17 protein-coding genes are annotated in these 16,264 nt (G+C 43.4%); 16 read left to right on the top strand and 1 reads right to left on the bottom strand.

Translation table 11 applies throughout. The features are described from left to right. Nucleotides 1–3 precede the first annotated feature (3 nt). The 5 genes from pknB (at nt 4) to spoVM (ending at nt 4,631) form a co-directional block, all read left to right on the top strand. Nucleotides 4–1,953, top strand: a complete 1,950-nt coding sequence (gene pknB / locus HNR31_RS03975; RefSeq protein WP_181554974.1) for a Stk1 family PASTA domain-containing Ser/Thr kinase — start codon at nt 4–6, stop codon at nt 1,951–1,953. A 15-nt stretch (nt 1,954–1,968) separates the two neighbouring features. Beyond that, nucleotides 1,969–2,850 (top strand): ribosome small subunit-dependent GTPase A, encoded by an 882-nt coding sequence (gene rsgA / locus HNR31_RS03970; RefSeq protein ID WP_181554973.1) that lies wholly within the window; start codon nt 1,969–1,971, stop codon nt 2,848–2,850. Between the two features lie 2 nt (nt 2,851–2,852). Then, on the top strand, nt 2,853–3,503 hold the full coding sequence (gene rpe, locus HNR31_RS03965) for a ribulose-phosphate 3-epimerase (RefSeq protein WP_181554972.1): 651 nt from the start codon (nt 2,853–2,855) through the stop codon (nt 3,501–3,503). 320 nt (nt 3,504–3,823) lie between these two features. Next, entirely contained in the window at nt 3,824–4,471 is a 648-nt protein-coding gene (locus tag HNR31_RS03960) for a thiamine diphosphokinase (RefSeq protein WP_181554971.1), read from the top strand. 79 nt (nt 4,472–4,550) lie between these two features. Next, the gene (spoVM, locus tag HNR31_RS03955; RefSeq protein WP_003394991.1) at nt 4,551–4,631 is read left to right on the top strand and encodes a stage V sporulation protein SpoVM; all 81 of its coding nucleotides are present in this window, start codon (nt 4,551–4,553) and stop codon (nt 4,629–4,631) included. 267 nt (nt 4,632–4,898) lie between these two features. Here the strand turns inward: spoVM and rpmB are convergent, their stop codons facing one another. Then, nucleotides 4,899–5,084 carry a 50S ribosomal protein L28 gene (gene rpmB, locus HNR31_RS03950; protein ID WP_181554970.1) on the bottom strand — a complete coding sequence of 62 codons (186 nt, stop codon included), beginning with the start codon at nt 5,082–5,084 and terminating at the stop codon, nt 4,899–4,901. Nucleotides 5,085–5,333: 249 nt separating this feature from the next. On the opposite strand from rpmB, the gene HNR31_RS03945 reads away from it, so the two are divergent. The 11 genes from HNR31_RS03945 to rnc all read left to right on the top strand — a co-directional run bounded on the left by HNR31_RS03945 (nt 5,334) and on the right by rnc (nt 15,848). Then, on the top strand, nt 5,334–5,696 hold the full coding sequence (locus HNR31_RS03945) for an Asp23/Gls24 family envelope stress response protein (RefSeq protein WP_181554969.1): 363 nt from the start codon (nt 5,334–5,336) through the stop codon (nt 5,694–5,696). 17 nt (nt 5,697–5,713) lie between these two features. After that, complete coding sequence (locus HNR31_RS03940) at nt 5,714–7,390, top strand: DAK2 domain-containing protein (protein ID WP_181554968.1); 1,677 nt, start codon at nt 5,714–5,716, stop codon at nt 7,388–7,390. Between the two features lie 66 nt (nt 7,391–7,456). Continuing rightward, nucleotides 7,457–8,119, top strand: a complete 663-nt coding sequence (gene sdaAB / locus HNR31_RS03935; RefSeq protein WP_181554967.1) for an L-serine ammonia-lyase, iron-sulfur-dependent subunit beta — start codon at nt 7,457–7,459, stop codon at nt 8,117–8,119. Nucleotides 8,120–8,166: 47 nt separating this feature from the next. Further along, complete coding sequence (gene sdaAA, locus HNR31_RS03930; protein WP_181554966.1) at nt 8,167–9,054, top strand: L-serine ammonia-lyase, iron-sulfur-dependent, subunit alpha; 888 nt, start codon at nt 8,167–8,169, stop codon at nt 9,052–9,054. Next, the gene (recG, locus tag HNR31_RS03925) at nt 9,047–11,095 is read left to right on the top strand and encodes an ATP-dependent DNA helicase RecG (protein WP_181554965.1); all 2,049 of its coding nucleotides are present in this window, start codon (nt 9,047–9,049) and stop codon (nt 11,093–11,095) included. Before sdaAA ends, recG begins: the two co-directional genes overlap by 8 nt. A 99-nt stretch (nt 11,096–11,194) precedes the next feature. Then, nucleotides 11,195–11,791, top strand: a complete 597-nt coding sequence (gene fapR, locus HNR31_RS03920; protein WP_181554964.1) for a transcription factor FapR — start codon at nt 11,195–11,197, stop codon at nt 11,789–11,791. After that, on the top strand, nt 11,775–12,764 hold the full coding sequence (gene plsX, locus HNR31_RS03915; protein ID WP_181554963.1) for a phosphate acyltransferase PlsX: 990 nt from the start codon (nt 11,775–11,777) through the stop codon (nt 12,762–12,764). The genes fapR and plsX overlap by 17 nt, the downstream gene beginning before the upstream one ends. A 13-nt stretch (nt 12,765–12,777) precedes the next feature. Then, nucleotides 12,778–13,722: an ACP S-malonyltransferase gene (fabD, locus tag HNR31_RS03910; protein ID WP_181554962.1), complete on the top strand. Its 945-nt coding sequence runs from the start codon at nt 12,778–12,780 to the stop codon at nt 13,720–13,722. Further along, nucleotides 13,722–14,462, top strand: a complete 741-nt coding sequence (gene fabG / locus HNR31_RS03905) for a 3-oxoacyl-[acyl-carrier-protein] reductase (RefSeq protein WP_181554961.1) — start codon at nt 13,722–13,724, stop codon at nt 14,460–14,462. The genes fabD and fabG overlap by 1 nt, the downstream gene beginning before the upstream one ends. Before the next feature lie 78 nt (nt 14,463–14,540). Then, nucleotides 14,541–14,774, top strand: a complete 234-nt coding sequence (locus HNR31_RS03900) for an acyl carrier protein (RefSeq protein WP_181554960.1) — start codon at nt 14,541–14,543, stop codon at nt 14,772–14,774. A 330-nt stretch (nt 14,775–15,104) separates the two neighbouring features. Further along, complete coding sequence (gene rnc / locus HNR31_RS03895; protein WP_181554959.1) at nt 15,105–15,848, top strand: ribonuclease III; 744 nt, start codon at nt 15,105–15,107, stop codon at nt 15,846–15,848. The last annotated feature ends 416 nt before the right edge of the window (nt 15,849–16,264 follow it).

Here is a 16,264-nt window from a genome sequence, read left to right as displayed (position 1 = left end):
GACGTGCTCATTGGCAAACGACTAAGCGGTCGCTATAAAATCATGAGTTTAATCGGCGGCGGAGGAATGGCGAACGTCTATTTGGCGAGAGATATGATTTTGGAACGTGATGTCGCCATCAAAGTGTTACGCTTTGATTTTTCTAGTGATGAGCAATTTATTAAACGATTTCACCGCGAAGCGCAAGCGGCCACAAGCTTAAACCATGAAAACATCGTAAGCATTTATGATGTCGGTGAAGATGAAGGAATTTATTATATTGTCATGGAGTATGTGCGTGGTTATACATTAAAACAATATATCCAACAGCATGCGCCGCTGAGTGTTCCAAAGGCGATCGATATTATGGAACAGCTGACATCAGCGATTGCGCATGCGCACGAAAACGGTGTCATTCACCGCGATATTAAGCCGCAAAATATTTTAATCGACGAGCACGGGAACGTCAAAGTTACCGATTTTGGCATAGCGGTGGCGTTAAGCTCGACAACGATTACGCAGACAAATTCGGTACTTGGTTCGATTCATTATTTATCTCCAGAGCAAGCGCGCGGCGGGATCACCACGGCGAAATCGGATATTTATTCATTAGGAATTGTCATGTTCGAACTGTTGACGGGGCGTCTCCCATTTTCTGGCGAATCAGCTGTTTCGATTGTGCTAAAACATTTACAAGCGGAAACTCCTTCTCCGAAAGCATGGAATCCGAACATTCCACAAAGTGTGGAAAATATCATTTTAAAGGCGACAGCGAAAGATCCATTTTATCGTTATCAATCCGTAAGAGAGATGAATGAAGATATTCGCACGGCGCTCAATCCTGATCGATTGAATGAAAAAAAATTTACTATCCCTGATGATGATGAACCGACAAAAGCGATTCCGATTATTAAGGAAGGAGACATGATCCCTGACGAGCAATCAACGATTGTGCGTGACGAAAACGGAGAGAAAACAGACGGTTCGTCCGTTCAAACGCCAAAAAAGAAGCGGAAGTGGATCGCTTGGATCATTGCCGCTTTACTTTTTCTTGTTGCTGTCGGGGTGAGTGTAGTAACGTGGGTACCGGCTCTTTTCTTTCCAAATGATGTCACCGTGCCTGATGTCACGAACAAAGACTATGATGAGGCAGTAGAGAAGTTATCTTCGTTAGGATTTGAAATTAAGAATACGGTAGATATGGAAGACAATGAGATCACTGAGGGAAAAGTTGTTCGTACAAAGCCAGAGGCTGGGAAGACGGTAAAAGAAGGAACAGCGATTACGATTTATAAAAGTATTGGAAAAAAGAAAGTCGAGTTTGGAAATTTCATAGGTGAAAATATTGATGATGTGGAAGAGCAATTAAAAAATGAAAAATTTTTGCTTGTTAAGCGAAACGAGCGTTATAGTGACGAACCAGCCGGTACCATTATTGAACAATTTCCTTCTCCGGGCGAGAAAGTCGTTCCGGACGAAACGGAAGTGACGTTTACCGTTAGCATCGGACCTCAAAAAATTATTTTAAAAGATTTAACCGGCTATACGGAAAAAAGTGTGCGCGATTATGTTCAAGAACAACAGTTATATGTTATTGTCAAACATGAATATTCCGATAAAGTGCCGGAAGGAATTGTCATGTCGCAAACGCCGAGAGCAAATACCGAATTAGAAAAAGGAGCGACTATTACCGTCGTCATTTCACGTGGAAAAGAGCTACTTCCGAACAAAATGGTCGTAAAAGAAATCGACATCCCATATGAACCGGAGCAGGAAGGCGGAATTGTTGACGCACAACTCTATATTCAAGATGCTAATCACGATATGACTAAACCGTATAAAACGTATCGTCTCACTGCGCCAGTGAAAGAAACGGTGGAATTTAATATTCCGTACAAAGGAAATGGATATTATCGCGTCATTGTGAACAATGTTGTCAAACAAGAAGGGACTGTTCCGTATCCAAATTCGTAAATAAGGGGTGAAGCTATGGCAGAAGGAAAAATTATTAAAGCATTAAGCGGATTTTATTATGTATTAAGTGATGGAGAAATCATTCAATGCCGAGGCAGGGGAGTATTTCGAAAACATAAAATTACTCCTCTTGTCGGTGATCATGTTGTTTTTCAAGCAAACAGTAAAACGGACGGATATATTATGGAAGTTTGCGAACGGAAAAATGAGCTTATTCGCCCGCCGATTGCCAATGTCGATCAAGCAATTCTTGTTTTTTCTGCGGTAGAGCCAGATTTTAGCCCAGTCCTTCTTGACCGCTTTCTTGTTCTGATTGAGGCAAAAGACATTCAACCGATTATTGTTGTGAACAAAATGGATTTGCTCGATGACGAGATAAGATCAACAATTGAAACGTATATAAACGATTACCGACAAATTGGTTATGATGTCATCGAAACATCCACAGTAACAAAGTCAGGAATCGAGAAGTTACTTCCTTATCTAGAAGGACGGATTTCTGTTTTTGCCGGGCAATCGGGGGTCGGAAAATCATCGCTTTTAAACGCACTTCGACCGGATCTTCAGTTAAAAACGAATGATATTTCCACCCATTTAGGGCGTGGTAAGCATACAACTCGCCATGTCGAACTGATGGAGGTAGGCGGCGGCTTAGTTGCTGATACACCAGGATTTAGTGCACTAGAGTTTCATGATATCGAGGAAGAACAATTGCCGCTTTGTTTTCCTGAATTTCGTGAGCGCAGTCACGAATGTAAATTTCGTGGATGCACGCATATTGCCGAGCCAAAATGCGCTGTTAGGAAAGCGTTAGAAGCAGGGGAGATTCCTGCTTATCGTTATGATCATTATGTCAGCTTTATGGAAGAAATTAAAGAAAGAAAGCCGAGGTATTAAACATGGTAAAAATTGCTCCTTCGATTTTATCCGCCAATTTTGCACGACTCGGTGAGGAAATTCGCGATGTGGAACAAGGTGGAGCGGATTATATTCATGTTGACGTGATGGACGGGCATTTTGTTCCGAACATTACGATTGGTCCGCTTATTGTTGAAGCGATTCGTCCAATTACACAATTACCGCTCGATGTCCATTTAATGATTGAACAACCTGATCGGTACATTCCAACATTTGCGAAAGCGGGCGCTGATTATTTATCTGTCCATGTTGAAGCATGCCCGCACTTACATCGCACTATTCACCTGATTAAAGAATGCGGGGTCAAGGCGGGTGTCGTTTTAAATCCGCATACACCTGTGGCGATGATTGAGCACATTATTGATGATGTCGATTTAGTATTATTAATGACGGTCAACCCAGGCTTTGGCGGGCAGAAATTCATCCCTTCTGTGTTGCCAAAAATTAAACGCGTTGCGGAGCTGGCACAAGAGCGAGGGTTAGACATCGAAATTGAGGTAGATGGAGGGGTAAATGTAGAAACGGCCCGTCTCTGTATCGAAGCAGGTGCGAACGTGCTTGTTGCCGGTTCGGCCATTTATAATGAACGCGACCGTGCTGCGGCTATTCGCGCGATTCGCGGTACAACATGAACGGAAGGTGGATAAAGCCTTCCGTTTTTGTTCAAAGATAAGAAAGCATAAATGTGAAACAAACATTATCTGAAGCGTCCAGTCTGTTTGCTTATTGAATTGGCATCGATAAAAACTCATGATCTGAAAGGTGATGTAATCAGTTCAAACACTCCTGAGGGAGGACAAGCTATCTCGCAGGTGAAGAATATTTGCCATTTGCCCATCGCGGGAACTGGGATGATGACAGTTTGTCGTTTGACCACAGGACGTGAGCAGTTTTTAAGCAAATTCGGGAACTGGAATTGTTTTGAATAGAGTAGCAAGGGAGAGAGAAAGAGATGATCATTCATATTGTCGGAGGCGGGCCGAGTGAATTTCTTCCTCCGCTTCATCATTATAATGGTGACAATGTAAAATGGGTGGGAGTTGATCGAGGCGCTCTTCGCCTGTTACAAATGGGAATTCAGCCTGTAAAAGCATTTGGTGATTTTGATTCCATGGATGCAAAAGAACTGAAATGGGTACAGACCGTTTTAGATGACATGGAAATATGGCCATCCGAAAAAGATAAAACCGATATGGAAATTGCTCTTGACTGGGCGTCCGAGCAAAATGCAATAAAAATTCGTGTCTTTGGGGCAACAGGCGGCCGACTCGATCATTTATTCGGCAATGTACAACTCCTAGTGAAGTATATCGATAAGCCAATTGAAATCATTGATAGACAAAACACGATCACCGTCCATACTCCCGGAACATATCCGGTCTTGCATGATCATCATCGTTATATTTCCTTCATTCCCATTTCGCATGAAGTGAAAGGAATTACGTTAAGAGGATTTAAATATCCATTAACAAACTGTCATATTTCTATTGGTTCCACACTATGTATTAGTAATGAACTCATCCGATCTTCTGGTACTTTTTCATTTTCGGAAGGCATATTAATGATGATAAGAAGCAAAGATTTAGGCGGGTGCTTCTAGGTACTATTTCTCGTCAATGGAATATACTTATAAGGAAAATGAGGTAAAGCTCGTCACGATAGCTGAGGAGGGAATTGAAATGAAGTTTTATACAATTAAGTTGCCAAAATTTCTTGGCGGAATTGTGCGCGCTATGTTAAACTCTTTTAAAAAAGGATGAAAAAAGCACCAAGAAATTGGTGCTTTTTTATTTGCGAACATAGAATGGAGTTCGCTTGCGCTTTTCATTTTGTCTAGCTCGGCGACCAACCAGCTCGCTTCCTAAGCAGCTAGGGATCAAATTACCTTAATCTTCTCTCTTGAGGTTCTTGTCGCCTCAAAAGAGAAGAGGATTTGCCCATCGCGGAGCCAAAATGGCGACATTTCACCGCTTTTCCAACAGGACGTAGGCAGTTTTATGCGAATTTGGGCCGCCTCCGCTTTTTTATTATACGCGTTCTACTTTACCGGATTTAAGTGCACGAGCAGAAACCCATACACGTTTTGGTTTTCCATCTACTAAAATGCGTACTTTTTGAAGGTTGGCTTTCCATGTACGCTTATTGGCGTTCATTGCATGTGAACGTGAGTTGCCGAAAGATTTTTTCTTACCTGTTACAAAGCATTTTGCCATGTTTTTCCCTCCTTACTTGTCAAACAAATTAGCGTTATCGACTTGGCGTGCGAAAAACACTACTATAATTTATCATACAAAGTAGCAGATTGCAATATGTCAGTGAGCAGCTTTCAAGAAAATCACCTTGACATATGTTTTAGATTTCGGCTAAATAATACTAGTAGGTGATGGGAGGACTTTTAAAAAGTTAGTCGTTATAGTACAATGGCTGTAGCTGTGTGAACAATTCCAAAGGGGGAACGACTGATGTCCATCGAGTTACAAACAAAGTACGGACGAATCGAAATTTCTAACGACGTGATTGCGACGATCGCTGGCGGTGCTGCTGTGGATTGCTACGGAATTGTTGGAATGGCTTCGAAAAGCCAAATTAAAGATGGGATTTCGGAAATTTTACGAAGAGAAAACTTTTCAAAGGGTGTTATTGTTCGCGAAGAAAACGGAGAAGTACATATCGATATGTACATTATCGTTAGCTATGGAACAAAAATTTCCGAAGTCGCCCATAATGTACAAACAAAAGTAAAGTACACGCTCGACCAAATATTAGGACTTTCTGTGCAATCAATTAACATCTATGTTCAAGGGGTTCGAGTTACGAACCCGTAGTAAGGAGGAAGTGTTCTGTGACAATCAAAACTTTAGACGGAAGACGTTTCGCTGAAATGGTACTAAAAGGAGCACAGCATCTAGCCAACAATGCAAAAGCGGTAGATGCGCTAAACGTCTTTCCAGTCCCGGATGGAGATACGGGGACAAATATGAACTTATCAATGACTTCTGGAGCGAAGGAAGTCAAAAATAACCCTTCTGACCATATTGGAAAAGTGGGCAGTGCCTTAGCGAAAGGCTTGCTCATGGGAGCGCGTGGAAACTCTGGCGTTATTTTATCGCAATTATTTCGCGGCTTTGCTAAGGCGATCGAAACAAAAAAGGAAATTAATAGTATTGAATTTGCAGCTGCGTTAGAAGCGGGTGTGGTGACAGCATATAAAGCTGTTATGAAACCAGTCGAAGGAACGATTTTGACAGTGGCCAAAGACGCAGCGAAACGCGCTGCTGTTGTCGCGAAAAAAGAGCCTGATATTGCTATTGTCATGGAAGAAGTGGTGAAAGAAGCGAAAGCCTCGTTACAGCGTACTCCGGAATTGCTTCCCGTGTTAAAAGAAGTGGGTGTTGTCGATAGCGGCGGTCAGGGTCTTGTGTACGTATATGAGGGATTTTTAGCGGAATTGAAAGGGGAAGCTGTTGACGATCTAAAGACAGCGGCGGTTTCTATGCAAGAATTGATCAATGCCGAGCATCATAAAAGTGCTCAAAGTCATATGCATACGGAAGATATTGAATTTGGCTACTGTACGGAGTTTATGGTTCGATTTGAAGAAGAGAAGCTGCGCCAGCATCCGTTTTCTGAGGATGCATTTCGCCAAGACTTAAGCCGATTTGGCGATTCGTTATTGGTCATTGCTGATGACGAGCTAGTGAAAGTTCATATTCACTCCGAGCAGCCAGGGGAAGTGCTAACATACGGACAGCGCTACGGGAGCTTATTAAATATTAAAATTGAAAACATGCGCGAGCAGCATGCCAACATCGTTAATGAAGGACACAAATCTATGCAGCCAGCGCCGGCGGTGAAGCAAAAGGAACAATACGGCATCGTTACGATCTCGATGGGAGACGGAATTAGGAATTTATTCAAAAGCATCGGTGCCCATGCGGTCATTGAAGGCGGTCAAACGATGAATCCGAGTACGGAAGATATCGTCAAAGCGATTGAAAGCGTCAATGCTGAAACTGTTTTTGTTTTGCCAAACAATAAAAACATTATTATGGCCGCTCAACAGGCAGCATCCGTGGTGGACAACGAAGTAATTGTGATTCCATCCAAGACTGTTCCTCAAGGAATGGCTGCCATTTTAGCGTTTAATCCGACCCTTTCTGCCGAGCAAAATGAAAAGGCGATGACGGCGGCATTATCTCAAGTCAAAACGGGACAAGTCACATTTGCGGTGCGCGATACAACGATTGATGGAGTAACGATTGAAAAAGATGATTACATGGGGATTTCTGATGGAAAAATCGTTGTGTCAGAAAAAGATAAGCTGTCCGTCACAAAACAACTAATCAATGCGTTGATTGATGAAGATAGCGAAATTGTCACAATTTTATATGGTGAAGAAGCAACGGAAGAAGAAGTAGAAGCGATTATTACCTATGTTGAAGAGACATATCCAGATGTTGAAGTGGAAGTGCACAACGGGGGACAACCGTTATATCCATTTATCTTTTCTGTTGAATAATATGTTAGAATAGTAGAAGGGGGAATTCCCCTTCTATTTTATTGGAAGCAAAGGGAGAGAAAAAGCATGAAATATAAAAGCGTGTTTGACATTATCGGGCCGATTATGATTGGTCCTTCAAGCTCGCATACAGCGGGAGCCGCACGAATCGGCAGAGTGGCTCGCAGCTTATTTGGCAGAAAACCAAAATGGGCCCATATTTCTCTTTATGGCTCTTTTGCGCAAACGTATAAAGGTCATGGAACGGATGTCGCTATTGTCGGAGGATTATTAGATTTTGATACATTCGATGAGCGCATTCCTTTCTCGATGGAAATCGCCAAACAAGAAGGCATTGACGTCATGTTTTATGAAGAAGATGCTGTTCCCAATCATCCAAATACAGCGAGAATTCGCATCGGAGACGAAAAAGGAGAGCTTGAGCTTGTCGGCATTTCTATCGGAGGAGGGAAAATTGAAATTACAGAATTAAACGGATTTGAACTCAGATTATCGGGTCACCATCCAGCATTGCTCATCGTGCACAATGACCGATACGGAACGATTGCGTCCGTAGCGAACGTCTTAGCCAAATACGCGATTAATATCGGACATATGGAAGTATCGCGGAAAGAAAAAGGAAAGGAAGCGTTAATGACGATCGAAGTTGACCAAGCGATTGACCAGTCTATCATTGACGAATTAACAGCATTGCCGCATATCATTCAAGTGACTAAAATTGTTGATTAAGAAAAGGAAAGCGTTTACAAAAATGCAGCGTGGAAGGAGGCATCACGATGTTTCGCAATGTCGCTGAACTCGTGCAATTGGCGGAAAGCCAGCAAATCAAAATTGCTGAAGTGATGATTCAACAAGAAATGGAAGTAACAGGGAGAAGTAGAGACGAAATTTTTGCGCAAATGGAGAAAAATTTGCAAGTCATGGAACAGGCTGTAGAGAAAGGATTAGCAGGTGTCTCTTCCCATTCGGGCTTAACGGGTGGTGATGCTGTTTTGCTGCAAGCATATATTCGCCAAGGACGATTTTTATCCGGCGAAACGATTTTAGACGCGGTCAGTAAAGCAGTTGCTACCAATGAAGTAAATGCCGCGATGGGAACGATTTGTGCAACGCCAACAGCGGGATCTGCTGGAGTCGTACCGGGAACGCTATTTGCTGTTAAAGAAAAATTACATCCGACGCGTGAACAGATGATCGAGTTTTTATTTACTGCCGGTGCGTTTGGATTTGTTGTTGCTAATAACGCTTCGATTTCTGGGGCTGCCGGGGGCTGTCAAGCAGAAGTGGGTTCTGCGGCAGGAATGGCAGCGGCCGCTTTAGTGGAAATGGCAGGGGGAACGCCGAGCCAGGCAGCTGAAGCAATGGCCATTGCTTTAAAAAATATGTTAGGATTAGTATGTGATCCTGTCGCAGGATTAGTAGAAGTCCCGTGTGTAAAACGAAATGCAATGGGGGCCGCAAATGCGATGGTGGCGGCGGATATGGCGCTTGCCGGCATTAAAAGTCGCATTCCTTGCGATGAAGTAATTGAAGCGATGTATCGCATCGGTGAGGCGATGCCAACCGCTTTGAAAGAAACTGCACAAGGAGGGTTAGCAGCAACGCCGACTGGTCGCGCATTAGCGGCCAAAATTTTCGGCGTATCAGCTAATAGCCGTGGATAACGTATTACAACAGCCAGTGACGCAAATCAAAGGAATTGGGGAAGAAACAAGCGAAGCATTACAAGAAATGGGAATTAAAACGATTGAAGATTTGCTCATGCATTTTCCTTACCGTTACGAGGATTATGAGCTGCGAGATTTAGCTGATGTGAAACACGATGAAAAGGTGACTGTCGAAGGGAAGGTTCATAGTGAACCTTCTCTTACGTATTATACTCGTAAAAAATCGCGCTTAACGTTTCGTTTGCTTGTGGGACGCTATTTAATTACTGTCGTTTGCTTTAACCGACCGTATTTAAAAGGGAAACTGTCCATTAACGAAACGGTCACCGTTACCGGAAAGTGGAATCAACATCGCCAGACGATTACAGCGAGTGAACTCAAGCTTGGAGCATTGCCGGAAAAGCGCGACCTAGAGCCAGTCTATTCGATCCGGGGCGCATTGACGGTAAAAGGGATGCGGCGGTTCATAAAATTAGCGCTTGAGCAATTCGGTGAAGCCATTCTTGATCCGCTCCCAGAAACGGTGAGAAATGCCTATCGTCTCGTATCCAAAAAAGAAGCGATTCGTGCGATTCATTTTCCGCGTTCTCACGAAGAACTAAAGCAAGCGAGACGCCGGCTTGTTTACGAAGAGTTTTTATTGTTTCAACTAAAAATTCATGCTTTGCGTAAAGTTCAACGCGAGCATTCAAAAGGCATTGCTCACACCTTTTCCATGGAGCAATTACAGGAGTTCATTCAACAGTTGCCTTTTCCGTTGACAGGGGCACAAAAACGAGTGGTTCAGGAGATCATCAAAGATATGCAGTCTCCTTATCGAATGAATCGGCTTCTGCAAGGAGATGTGGGCTCCGGAAAGACGGTTGTGGCAGCAATTGCTTTATATGCGACTGTGCTGTCTGGTTACCAAGGGGCACTGATGGTGCCGACAGAGATTTTGGCAGAACAACATGCGCAGTCGCTACAGGCGTTATTAGCGCCGGCAGACGTATCGATTGCTCTTTTGACAAGCTCGATCAAAGGAAAAAAACGAAAAGAAGTATTAGAAAAACTAGCTTCTGGTGACATCGACATCATCATCGGAACCCATGCCCTTATTCAAGATGAAGTAAACTTTCATCAACTCGGATTAGTCATTACCGATGAACAGCACCGATTCGGTGTTGAACAGCGCCGCATTTTGCGTGAAAAAGGAGAATCTCCAGACGTATTATTTATGACGGCGACTCCGATTCCGCGAACGCTCGCGATTACAGCGTTCGGCGAAATGGATGTGTCGATCATCGATGAAATGCCAGCAGGGCGAAAGAAAGTTCAAACGTATTGGGTCAAGCATCATATGCTCGAACGCGTTCTCGATTTTATTGAAAAAGAGGTTCAAAAAGGAAGACAAGCATATGTTATTTGTCCGCTCATTGAAGAATCGGAAAAATTGGATGTCCAAAACGCGATTGATGTTCATAGCATGTTGACTCATTATTACCGGGGAAAATATCAAATTGGACTTATGCATGGACGCCTTTCCTCAGAGGAAAAAGACGAAGTCATGAAAGCATTCAGTCAAAATCACGTGCAAATTTTAGTATCGACGACCGTTGTCGAAGTCGGGGTAAACGTGCCGAATGCGACAGTGATGGTCATTTATGATGCTGAGCGGTTCGGATTGGCACAACTCCATCAGCTAAGAGGACGGGTCGGACGCGGTGATGAACAATCCTATTGTATTTTAGTAGCGGACCCGAAATCGGAAGCGGGAAAAGAACGAATGCGCATTATGACGGAAACAACTGATGGTTTTGTACTATCAGAGAAAGATTTAGAGTTGCGCGGTCCCGGCGATTTCTTTGGCACGAAGCAAAGCGGGATGCCTGAATTTAAGCTAGGCGATGTTGTGCATGATTATCGCATTCTCGAAGTGGCCCGCAGCGATGCAGCGAAATTGATTTATTCCCACGCGTTTTGGAACGATTCTTCCTATGAAGCGTTACGCCTCTATTTGCAAGAATCCGGTGTGTTACACGGTGAAAAACTCGATTAATAAAACAGATTGCAAACTCGTTTTTAGTCTTGCAATCTGTTTTTTTTGATTATATACTACTGTTAGTACCTAGTCATAAAAGTGGACGGTGTATGAATAATGCGAAGAAGCAAACGAGAACGGCAACGGCTCTTGCAAGAGACGATTGAAGAAAATCCATTTATTACGGATGAAGAGTTAGCAGAAAAATTTTCGGTTAGCATTCAAACAATTCGTCTGGACCGTTTAGAATTGTCGATTCCAGAACTGCGCGAGCGAATTAAACATGTCGCCCAGCAATCATTAGCTGACAAAGTTAAATCTCTTCCGATTGAAGAAGTCATCGGTGAAATTATTGATATTGAGCTTGACCACAGTGCGATTTCGATTTTTGATGTCAAAAAAGAGCATGTGTTTAAGCGAAATCGCATTGCGCGGGGACATCATTTATTTGCCCAAGCCAACTCGTTAGCGGTCGCCGTCATTAACGATGAATTGGCATTGACGGCGAAGGCGAACATCCGCTTTACACGGCAGGTGAAGGAAAACGAACGAGTCATTGCAAAAGCCAGAGTCATCGGAGTGAACGAAAACGGAAGAACGCTTGTTGAAGTCAATAGCTATGTTGGACAAGAGCTTGTTTTTTCAGGGGAATTTGAAATGTATCGATCTAACATCGGGAAAAAGGATGGAGTAAAAGATGAAAATAGCGATTGATGCGATGGGCGGCGACCACGCCCCGAAAGAAATCGTTCTTGGAGCTGTAAAGGCGATTCAACACTTTCCGGATATAGAAATTACGCTTTTCGGAGATGAGAAAAAAATTCGCTCTTACCTTTCATCCGATGAGCGCATTACCATCATTCATACTGAGGAAGTCATTGAAGCGACTGATGAACCGGTGCGAGCAGTAAGAAGAAAAAAGCAGTCATCGATGGTCCTTATGGCTGAGGAGGTAAAGCAAGGCTGTGCTGATGCGTGCATATCGGCAGGAAATACCGGGGCACTCATGGCTGCAGGTCTGTTTATTGTCGGGCGAATGGAGGGAATTGATCGCCCAGCATTAGCACCGACACTACCGACGACCGATGGAAAAGGATTTGTATTTTTAGATGTCGGAGCAAATGTCGATGCCCGTCCAGAACATTTACTGCAATACGCATTCATGGGCGCGACATACGCTGAGCATGTAAGAGGAATCAAAAAGCCCCGCATCGGTTTGTTAAATGTCGGAACGGAAGACCAAAAGGGCAACGATTTAACGAAGCGGGCATTTCAGCTTCTTCAAGAGACAAATCTTCATTTTATTGGAAACGTGGAAGCCCGCGATTTACTGCAAGGTGTCGCTGACGTTGTAGTGGCGGACGGCTTTACAGGAAACGTCGCTTTAAAAACGATTGAAGGAACGGCCATTTCTGTATTTTCGATGTTAAAAACGGCGTTAACGAGCAATTTCACAAGCAAGCTTGCTGCAGCTGTATTAAAGCCCAAATTACTTGAGTTAAAAAAGAAAATGGATTACTCCGAATACGGCGGGGCTGCGTTATTTGGATTGAACGCGCCCGTTGTGAAAGCGCACGGTTCTTCCGATGCGAATGCTATTTTCCATGCTGTGCGTCAAACACGGGAAATGGTCATGAGCGATATGGTAGGGACTCTGAAACAGGAGCTTGAAAAAATTCGGTCGTAAGAAAGGAGAAACTATGGGGAAAATCGCATTTATTTTTCCGGGCCAAGGTTCACAAACGGTTGGAATGGGAAAAGAATTGGCGGAAAAAGATGAAAAAGTAGCCGCAATTTTTCAAGAGGCAGACGAGCGGCTTGGCTTTTCGCTTTCTTCGCTCATTTTCGAAGGTCCACAGCAGACACTGACATTGACGTACAATGCGCAACCGGCTTTGCTTACTACGAGCATCGCGTTGCTTGAAAAAGTAAAGGAAGCTGGGATTGTTGCGGATTATGTCGCTGGGCATAGTTTAGGAGAGTATACAGCCCTTGTGGCGGCAGGAGCGCTTTCATTTCGTGATGCGGTATACGCGGTGCGAAAGCGTGGAGAGTTTATGGAAGAAGCGGTACCGGCAGGCGAAGGAACGATGGCAGCTGTGTTAGGAATGGACGCAGAAAAATTAGAAGCGATTACGAACGAAGTATCTCAGCAAGGAACTCCTGTTCAGCTGGCCAACTTAAACTGCCCGGGGCAAATTGTCATTTCCGGCTCGAAAGAAGGAGTGGAAAAAGCGTCACAGCTTGCAAAAGAAAATGGTGCTAAGCGCGTCATTCCACTTGAGGTAAGCGGTCCGTTCCATTCTTCGCTCATGAAGCCAGCTGCTGGAAAATTACAAGATGTATTGGGCACAATCGCGATTGCTGATGCGACGATTCCGGTGATCGCGAATGTAACTGCAGAACCGATGGTTAAAAAGGAAGTAATTCAACAATTATTAATCGAACAGCTTTACTCTCCTGTTCGCTGGGAACAGTCTGTTGAAAAAATGATAGAATTAGGTGTTGACACATTTATCGAAATCGGGCCGGGGAAAGTGTTATCAGGACTTGTCAAAAAAATCAATCGGGATGTTCATGTTTACGCCGTGAACGATTTCTCTTCATTAGAAGCGACTGTTCAGGCGTTGAAGGAGGAATCATGATGCTAGAAGGAAAAGTAGCCCTTGTCACAGGGGCATCGCGAGGAATTGGCCGCGCTATTGCCTTAGAGTTAGCGCACCAAGGAGCGAAAGTAGCGGTAAACTACGCGGGTAGTGAAGCAAAGGCGAATGAAGTTGTTGCAGAAATTGTGAACATGGGTGGTGAAGCGTTCGCGATTCAAGCGGACGTATCGAACGCCGAGGCGGTTGACCGAATGGTAAAAGAAGTGCTTGACCGCTTTGAACGTCTTGATATTTTAGTGAACAATGCCGGTGTGACACGCGATAATTTATTGATGCGTATGAAAGAAGAAGAATGGGATGAAGTGATTAACACTAACTTAAAAGGGGTATTCAACTGTACGAAAGCTGTGACGCGACCAATGATGAAGCAGCGGTACGGACGTATCGTCAATGTTGCTTCGGTCGTTGGAGTAATTGGAAATGCTGGACAGGCGAACTATGTCGCAGCCAAAGCAGGTGTCATCGGGTTAACGAAAACGGCTGCAAAAGAGCTAGCGAGCCGCAATATTACCGTCAATGCCATTGCACCTGGATTTATTACAACCGATATGACGGATCGTCTCAGCGAAGACATTCGCACAGAAATGCTTAAACAAATTCCGCTTGCTCGCTTTGGTGAACCAGAAGATATTGCGAAAGTAGTCGCTTTCCTAGTATCTGATGCAGCCAACTACATGACAGGGCAGACCCTCCACGTTGACGGCGGAATGGTCATGTAACTGCACCTTGAAAAATTTCTATCATTCGCTAGTATTTTGTCATGAAATTTACTATAATCATGAGAGGAGGTGAATACGATGACAGACGTGTTAGAGCGCGTAACGAAAATCATCGTTGACCGTTTAGGTGTTGAAGAATCTCAAGTGACACTTGAAGCTTCTTTCAAAGATGATTTAGGAGCCGATTCATTAGATGTAGTGGAACTCGTAATGGAATTGGAAGACGAGTTTAATATGGAAATTTCCGATGAAGAAGCTGAAAAAATTGTCACAGTAGGAGATGCTGTGAACTACATAAAAAGCCGTATGTAAAGATCTATAGATAGAAAAGTCCCGTTATCAAAACGGGGCTTTCTATGCTTTTTATTATATAATAAATGCAGATTCATTTTCCAACATATACAAATTATTTCGATTGTTTTTCCACCGAACTTATGTCGGTTTTTCAATTTGGACTTATATAGCAAGAAAGTTCCTGATTGTAAATAAAACGTAAGAGATTCAATAGGATTCTGATAGAGTAAGGAACGAGTAAACGGACATAATGAATGATAGACGCATCGCTTTTTCTGTTTGTAGCGGTCGTTTTCCATTGAGTGCAGGATTATTTTTAAGATGGAACGAAGTCGGAGGTTCTTATTTATGTCGAGACAGAGAGACAAAGAACAGCGAATAAGCGAAAAAAGACGGTCCCAATTTAAGCAGTTGCAAGAAAACATTGGCATATTTTTTACAAATGAAAAGCTCCTCGTCCAAGCGTTTACCCATTCATCGTATGTGAATGAGCATCGCAAACGACCGCATGAAGATAATGAGCGTCTTGAATTTTTAGGAGATGCCGTATTAGAGTTAACCATTTCGCAATATCTTTTCAAAAAATTTCCCCATATGAGTGAAGGAGAATTAACGAAACTGCGAGCTGCGATTGTCTGTGAACCGTCCCTTGTGAAATTTGCGAATGCCTTGTCTTTTGGTGAGCTTGTTTTGCTCGGAAAAGGGGAAGAATTGACGGGTGGGCGGACAAGACCCGCACTTTTAGCAGATGTGTTCGAAGCGTTTATCGGTGCTCTTTATCTAGATCAAGGAATGGATGCGGTCATTCGGTTTTTGGAACAAACGATTTTTCCAAAAATTAATGAAGGTGCTTTTTCTCATGTGATGGATTATAAAAGTCAGCTACAGGAGCTTGTCCAGCGCGATGGCAGCGGTGTCATCGAATACAAAATTTTGCAAGAAAAAGGTCCTGCTCACAATAAGGAATTTGTTTCCTGTGTTTCGTTAAACGGGAAAGAGCTTGGGATTGGTGTCGGTAAATCGAAAAAAGAAGCAGAACAACAAGCTGCGCAAATGGCATTGCAAAAGTTAAAATCGTTGATGGAAGAATAAGAAAAGCGCTAGCGCCTTAATTTCGCCTAAAAACGGCTCGCGTTCTGTAGGCAAACGGCGAAATGTCGCTATTCTAGAGCTCCGCGACGTCCAATGTTCTTCGTCCGTAGAAGTGCTTACAATATACTTATACTTTGAGGGGAAGGTTATTTGGCCCAAGAGAGCTAGACAAAACGACGGAAGAAGGTTATTTTTCAAACGCTGGGCTTGTGATGACTCGGTGCATGTCAACGAAAAAGTTGATTCAAGCAGTAGACACGTTGTGAGCCGAGCTAGACCAAAAAAGGAAGTAAGATATCAATTCTGATTATGATAGAAAATAAGCGGTTTACCTATCCGCGATGCATCGGGATAGGGCGATCACTCAAGCTAGACAATCAAGAAAAGCGGAAGTGCTGCGTTCAGCCTTCGAAGCC

Source organism: Thermaerobacillus caldiproteolyticus, assembly GCF_013761245.1.
Lineage (GTDB): Bacteria > Bacillota > Bacilli > Bacillales > Anoxybacillaceae > Thermaerobacillus > Thermaerobacillus caldiproteolyticus.
Note: the sequence above shows the minus strand (reverse complement) of the source record. Positions and strands in the feature narration are given on the sequence as shown.

What these genes read in the sequence shown, in the direction of transcription:
- fapR (WP_181554964.1), top strand. Translation starts at nt 11,195, where the DNA reads ATGCGAAGAAGCAAACGAGAACGGCAACGGCTCTTGCAAGAGACGATT.
- fabD (WP_181554962.1), top strand. Translation starts at nt 12,778, where the DNA reads ATGGGGAAAATCGCATTTATTTTTCCGGGCCAAGGTTCACAAACGGTT.
- HNR31_RS03900 (WP_181554960.1), top strand. Translation starts at nt 14,541, where the DNA reads ATGACAGACGTGTTAGAGCGCGTAACGAAAATCATCGTTGACCGTTTA.
- spoVM (WP_003394991.1), top strand. Translation starts at nt 4,551, where the DNA reads ATGAAGTTTTATACAATTAAGTTGCCAAAATTTCTTGGCGGAATTGTG.
- sdaAB (WP_181554967.1), top strand. Translation starts at nt 7,457, where the DNA reads ATGAAATATAAAAGCGTGTTTGACATTATCGGGCCGATTATGATTGGT.
- rpmB (WP_181554970.1), bottom strand. Translation starts at nt 5,084, where the DNA reads ATGGCAAAATGCTTTGTAACAGGTAAGAAAAAATCTTTCGGCAACTCA.
- HNR31_RS03960 (WP_181554971.1), top strand. Translation starts at nt 3,824, where the DNA reads ATGATCATTCATATTGTCGGAGGCGGGCCGAGTGAATTTCTTCCTCCG.
- fabG (WP_181554961.1), top strand. Translation starts at nt 13,722, where the DNA reads ATGCTAGAAGGAAAAGTAGCCCTTGTCACAGGGGCATCGCGAGGAATT.
- sdaAA (WP_181554966.1), top strand. Translation starts at nt 8,167, where the DNA reads ATGTTTCGCAATGTCGCTGAACTCGTGCAATTGGCGGAAAGCCAGCAA.
- rpe (WP_181554972.1), top strand. Translation starts at nt 2,853, where the DNA reads ATGGTAAAAATTGCTCCTTCGATTTTATCCGCCAATTTTGCACGACTC.
- rsgA (WP_181554973.1), top strand. Translation starts at nt 1,969, where the DNA reads ATGGCAGAAGGAAAAATTATTAAAGCATTAAGCGGATTTTATTATGTA.
- rnc (WP_181554959.1), top strand. Translation starts at nt 15,105, where the DNA reads ATGTCGAGACAGAGAGACAAAGAACAGCGAATAAGCGAAAAAAGACGG.
- HNR31_RS03945 (WP_181554969.1), top strand. Translation starts at nt 5,334, where the DNA reads ATGTCCATCGAGTTACAAACAAAGTACGGACGAATCGAAATTTCTAAC.
- plsX (WP_181554963.1), top strand. Translation starts at nt 11,775, where the DNA reads ATGAAAATAGCGATTGATGCGATGGGCGGCGACCACGCCCCGAAAGAA.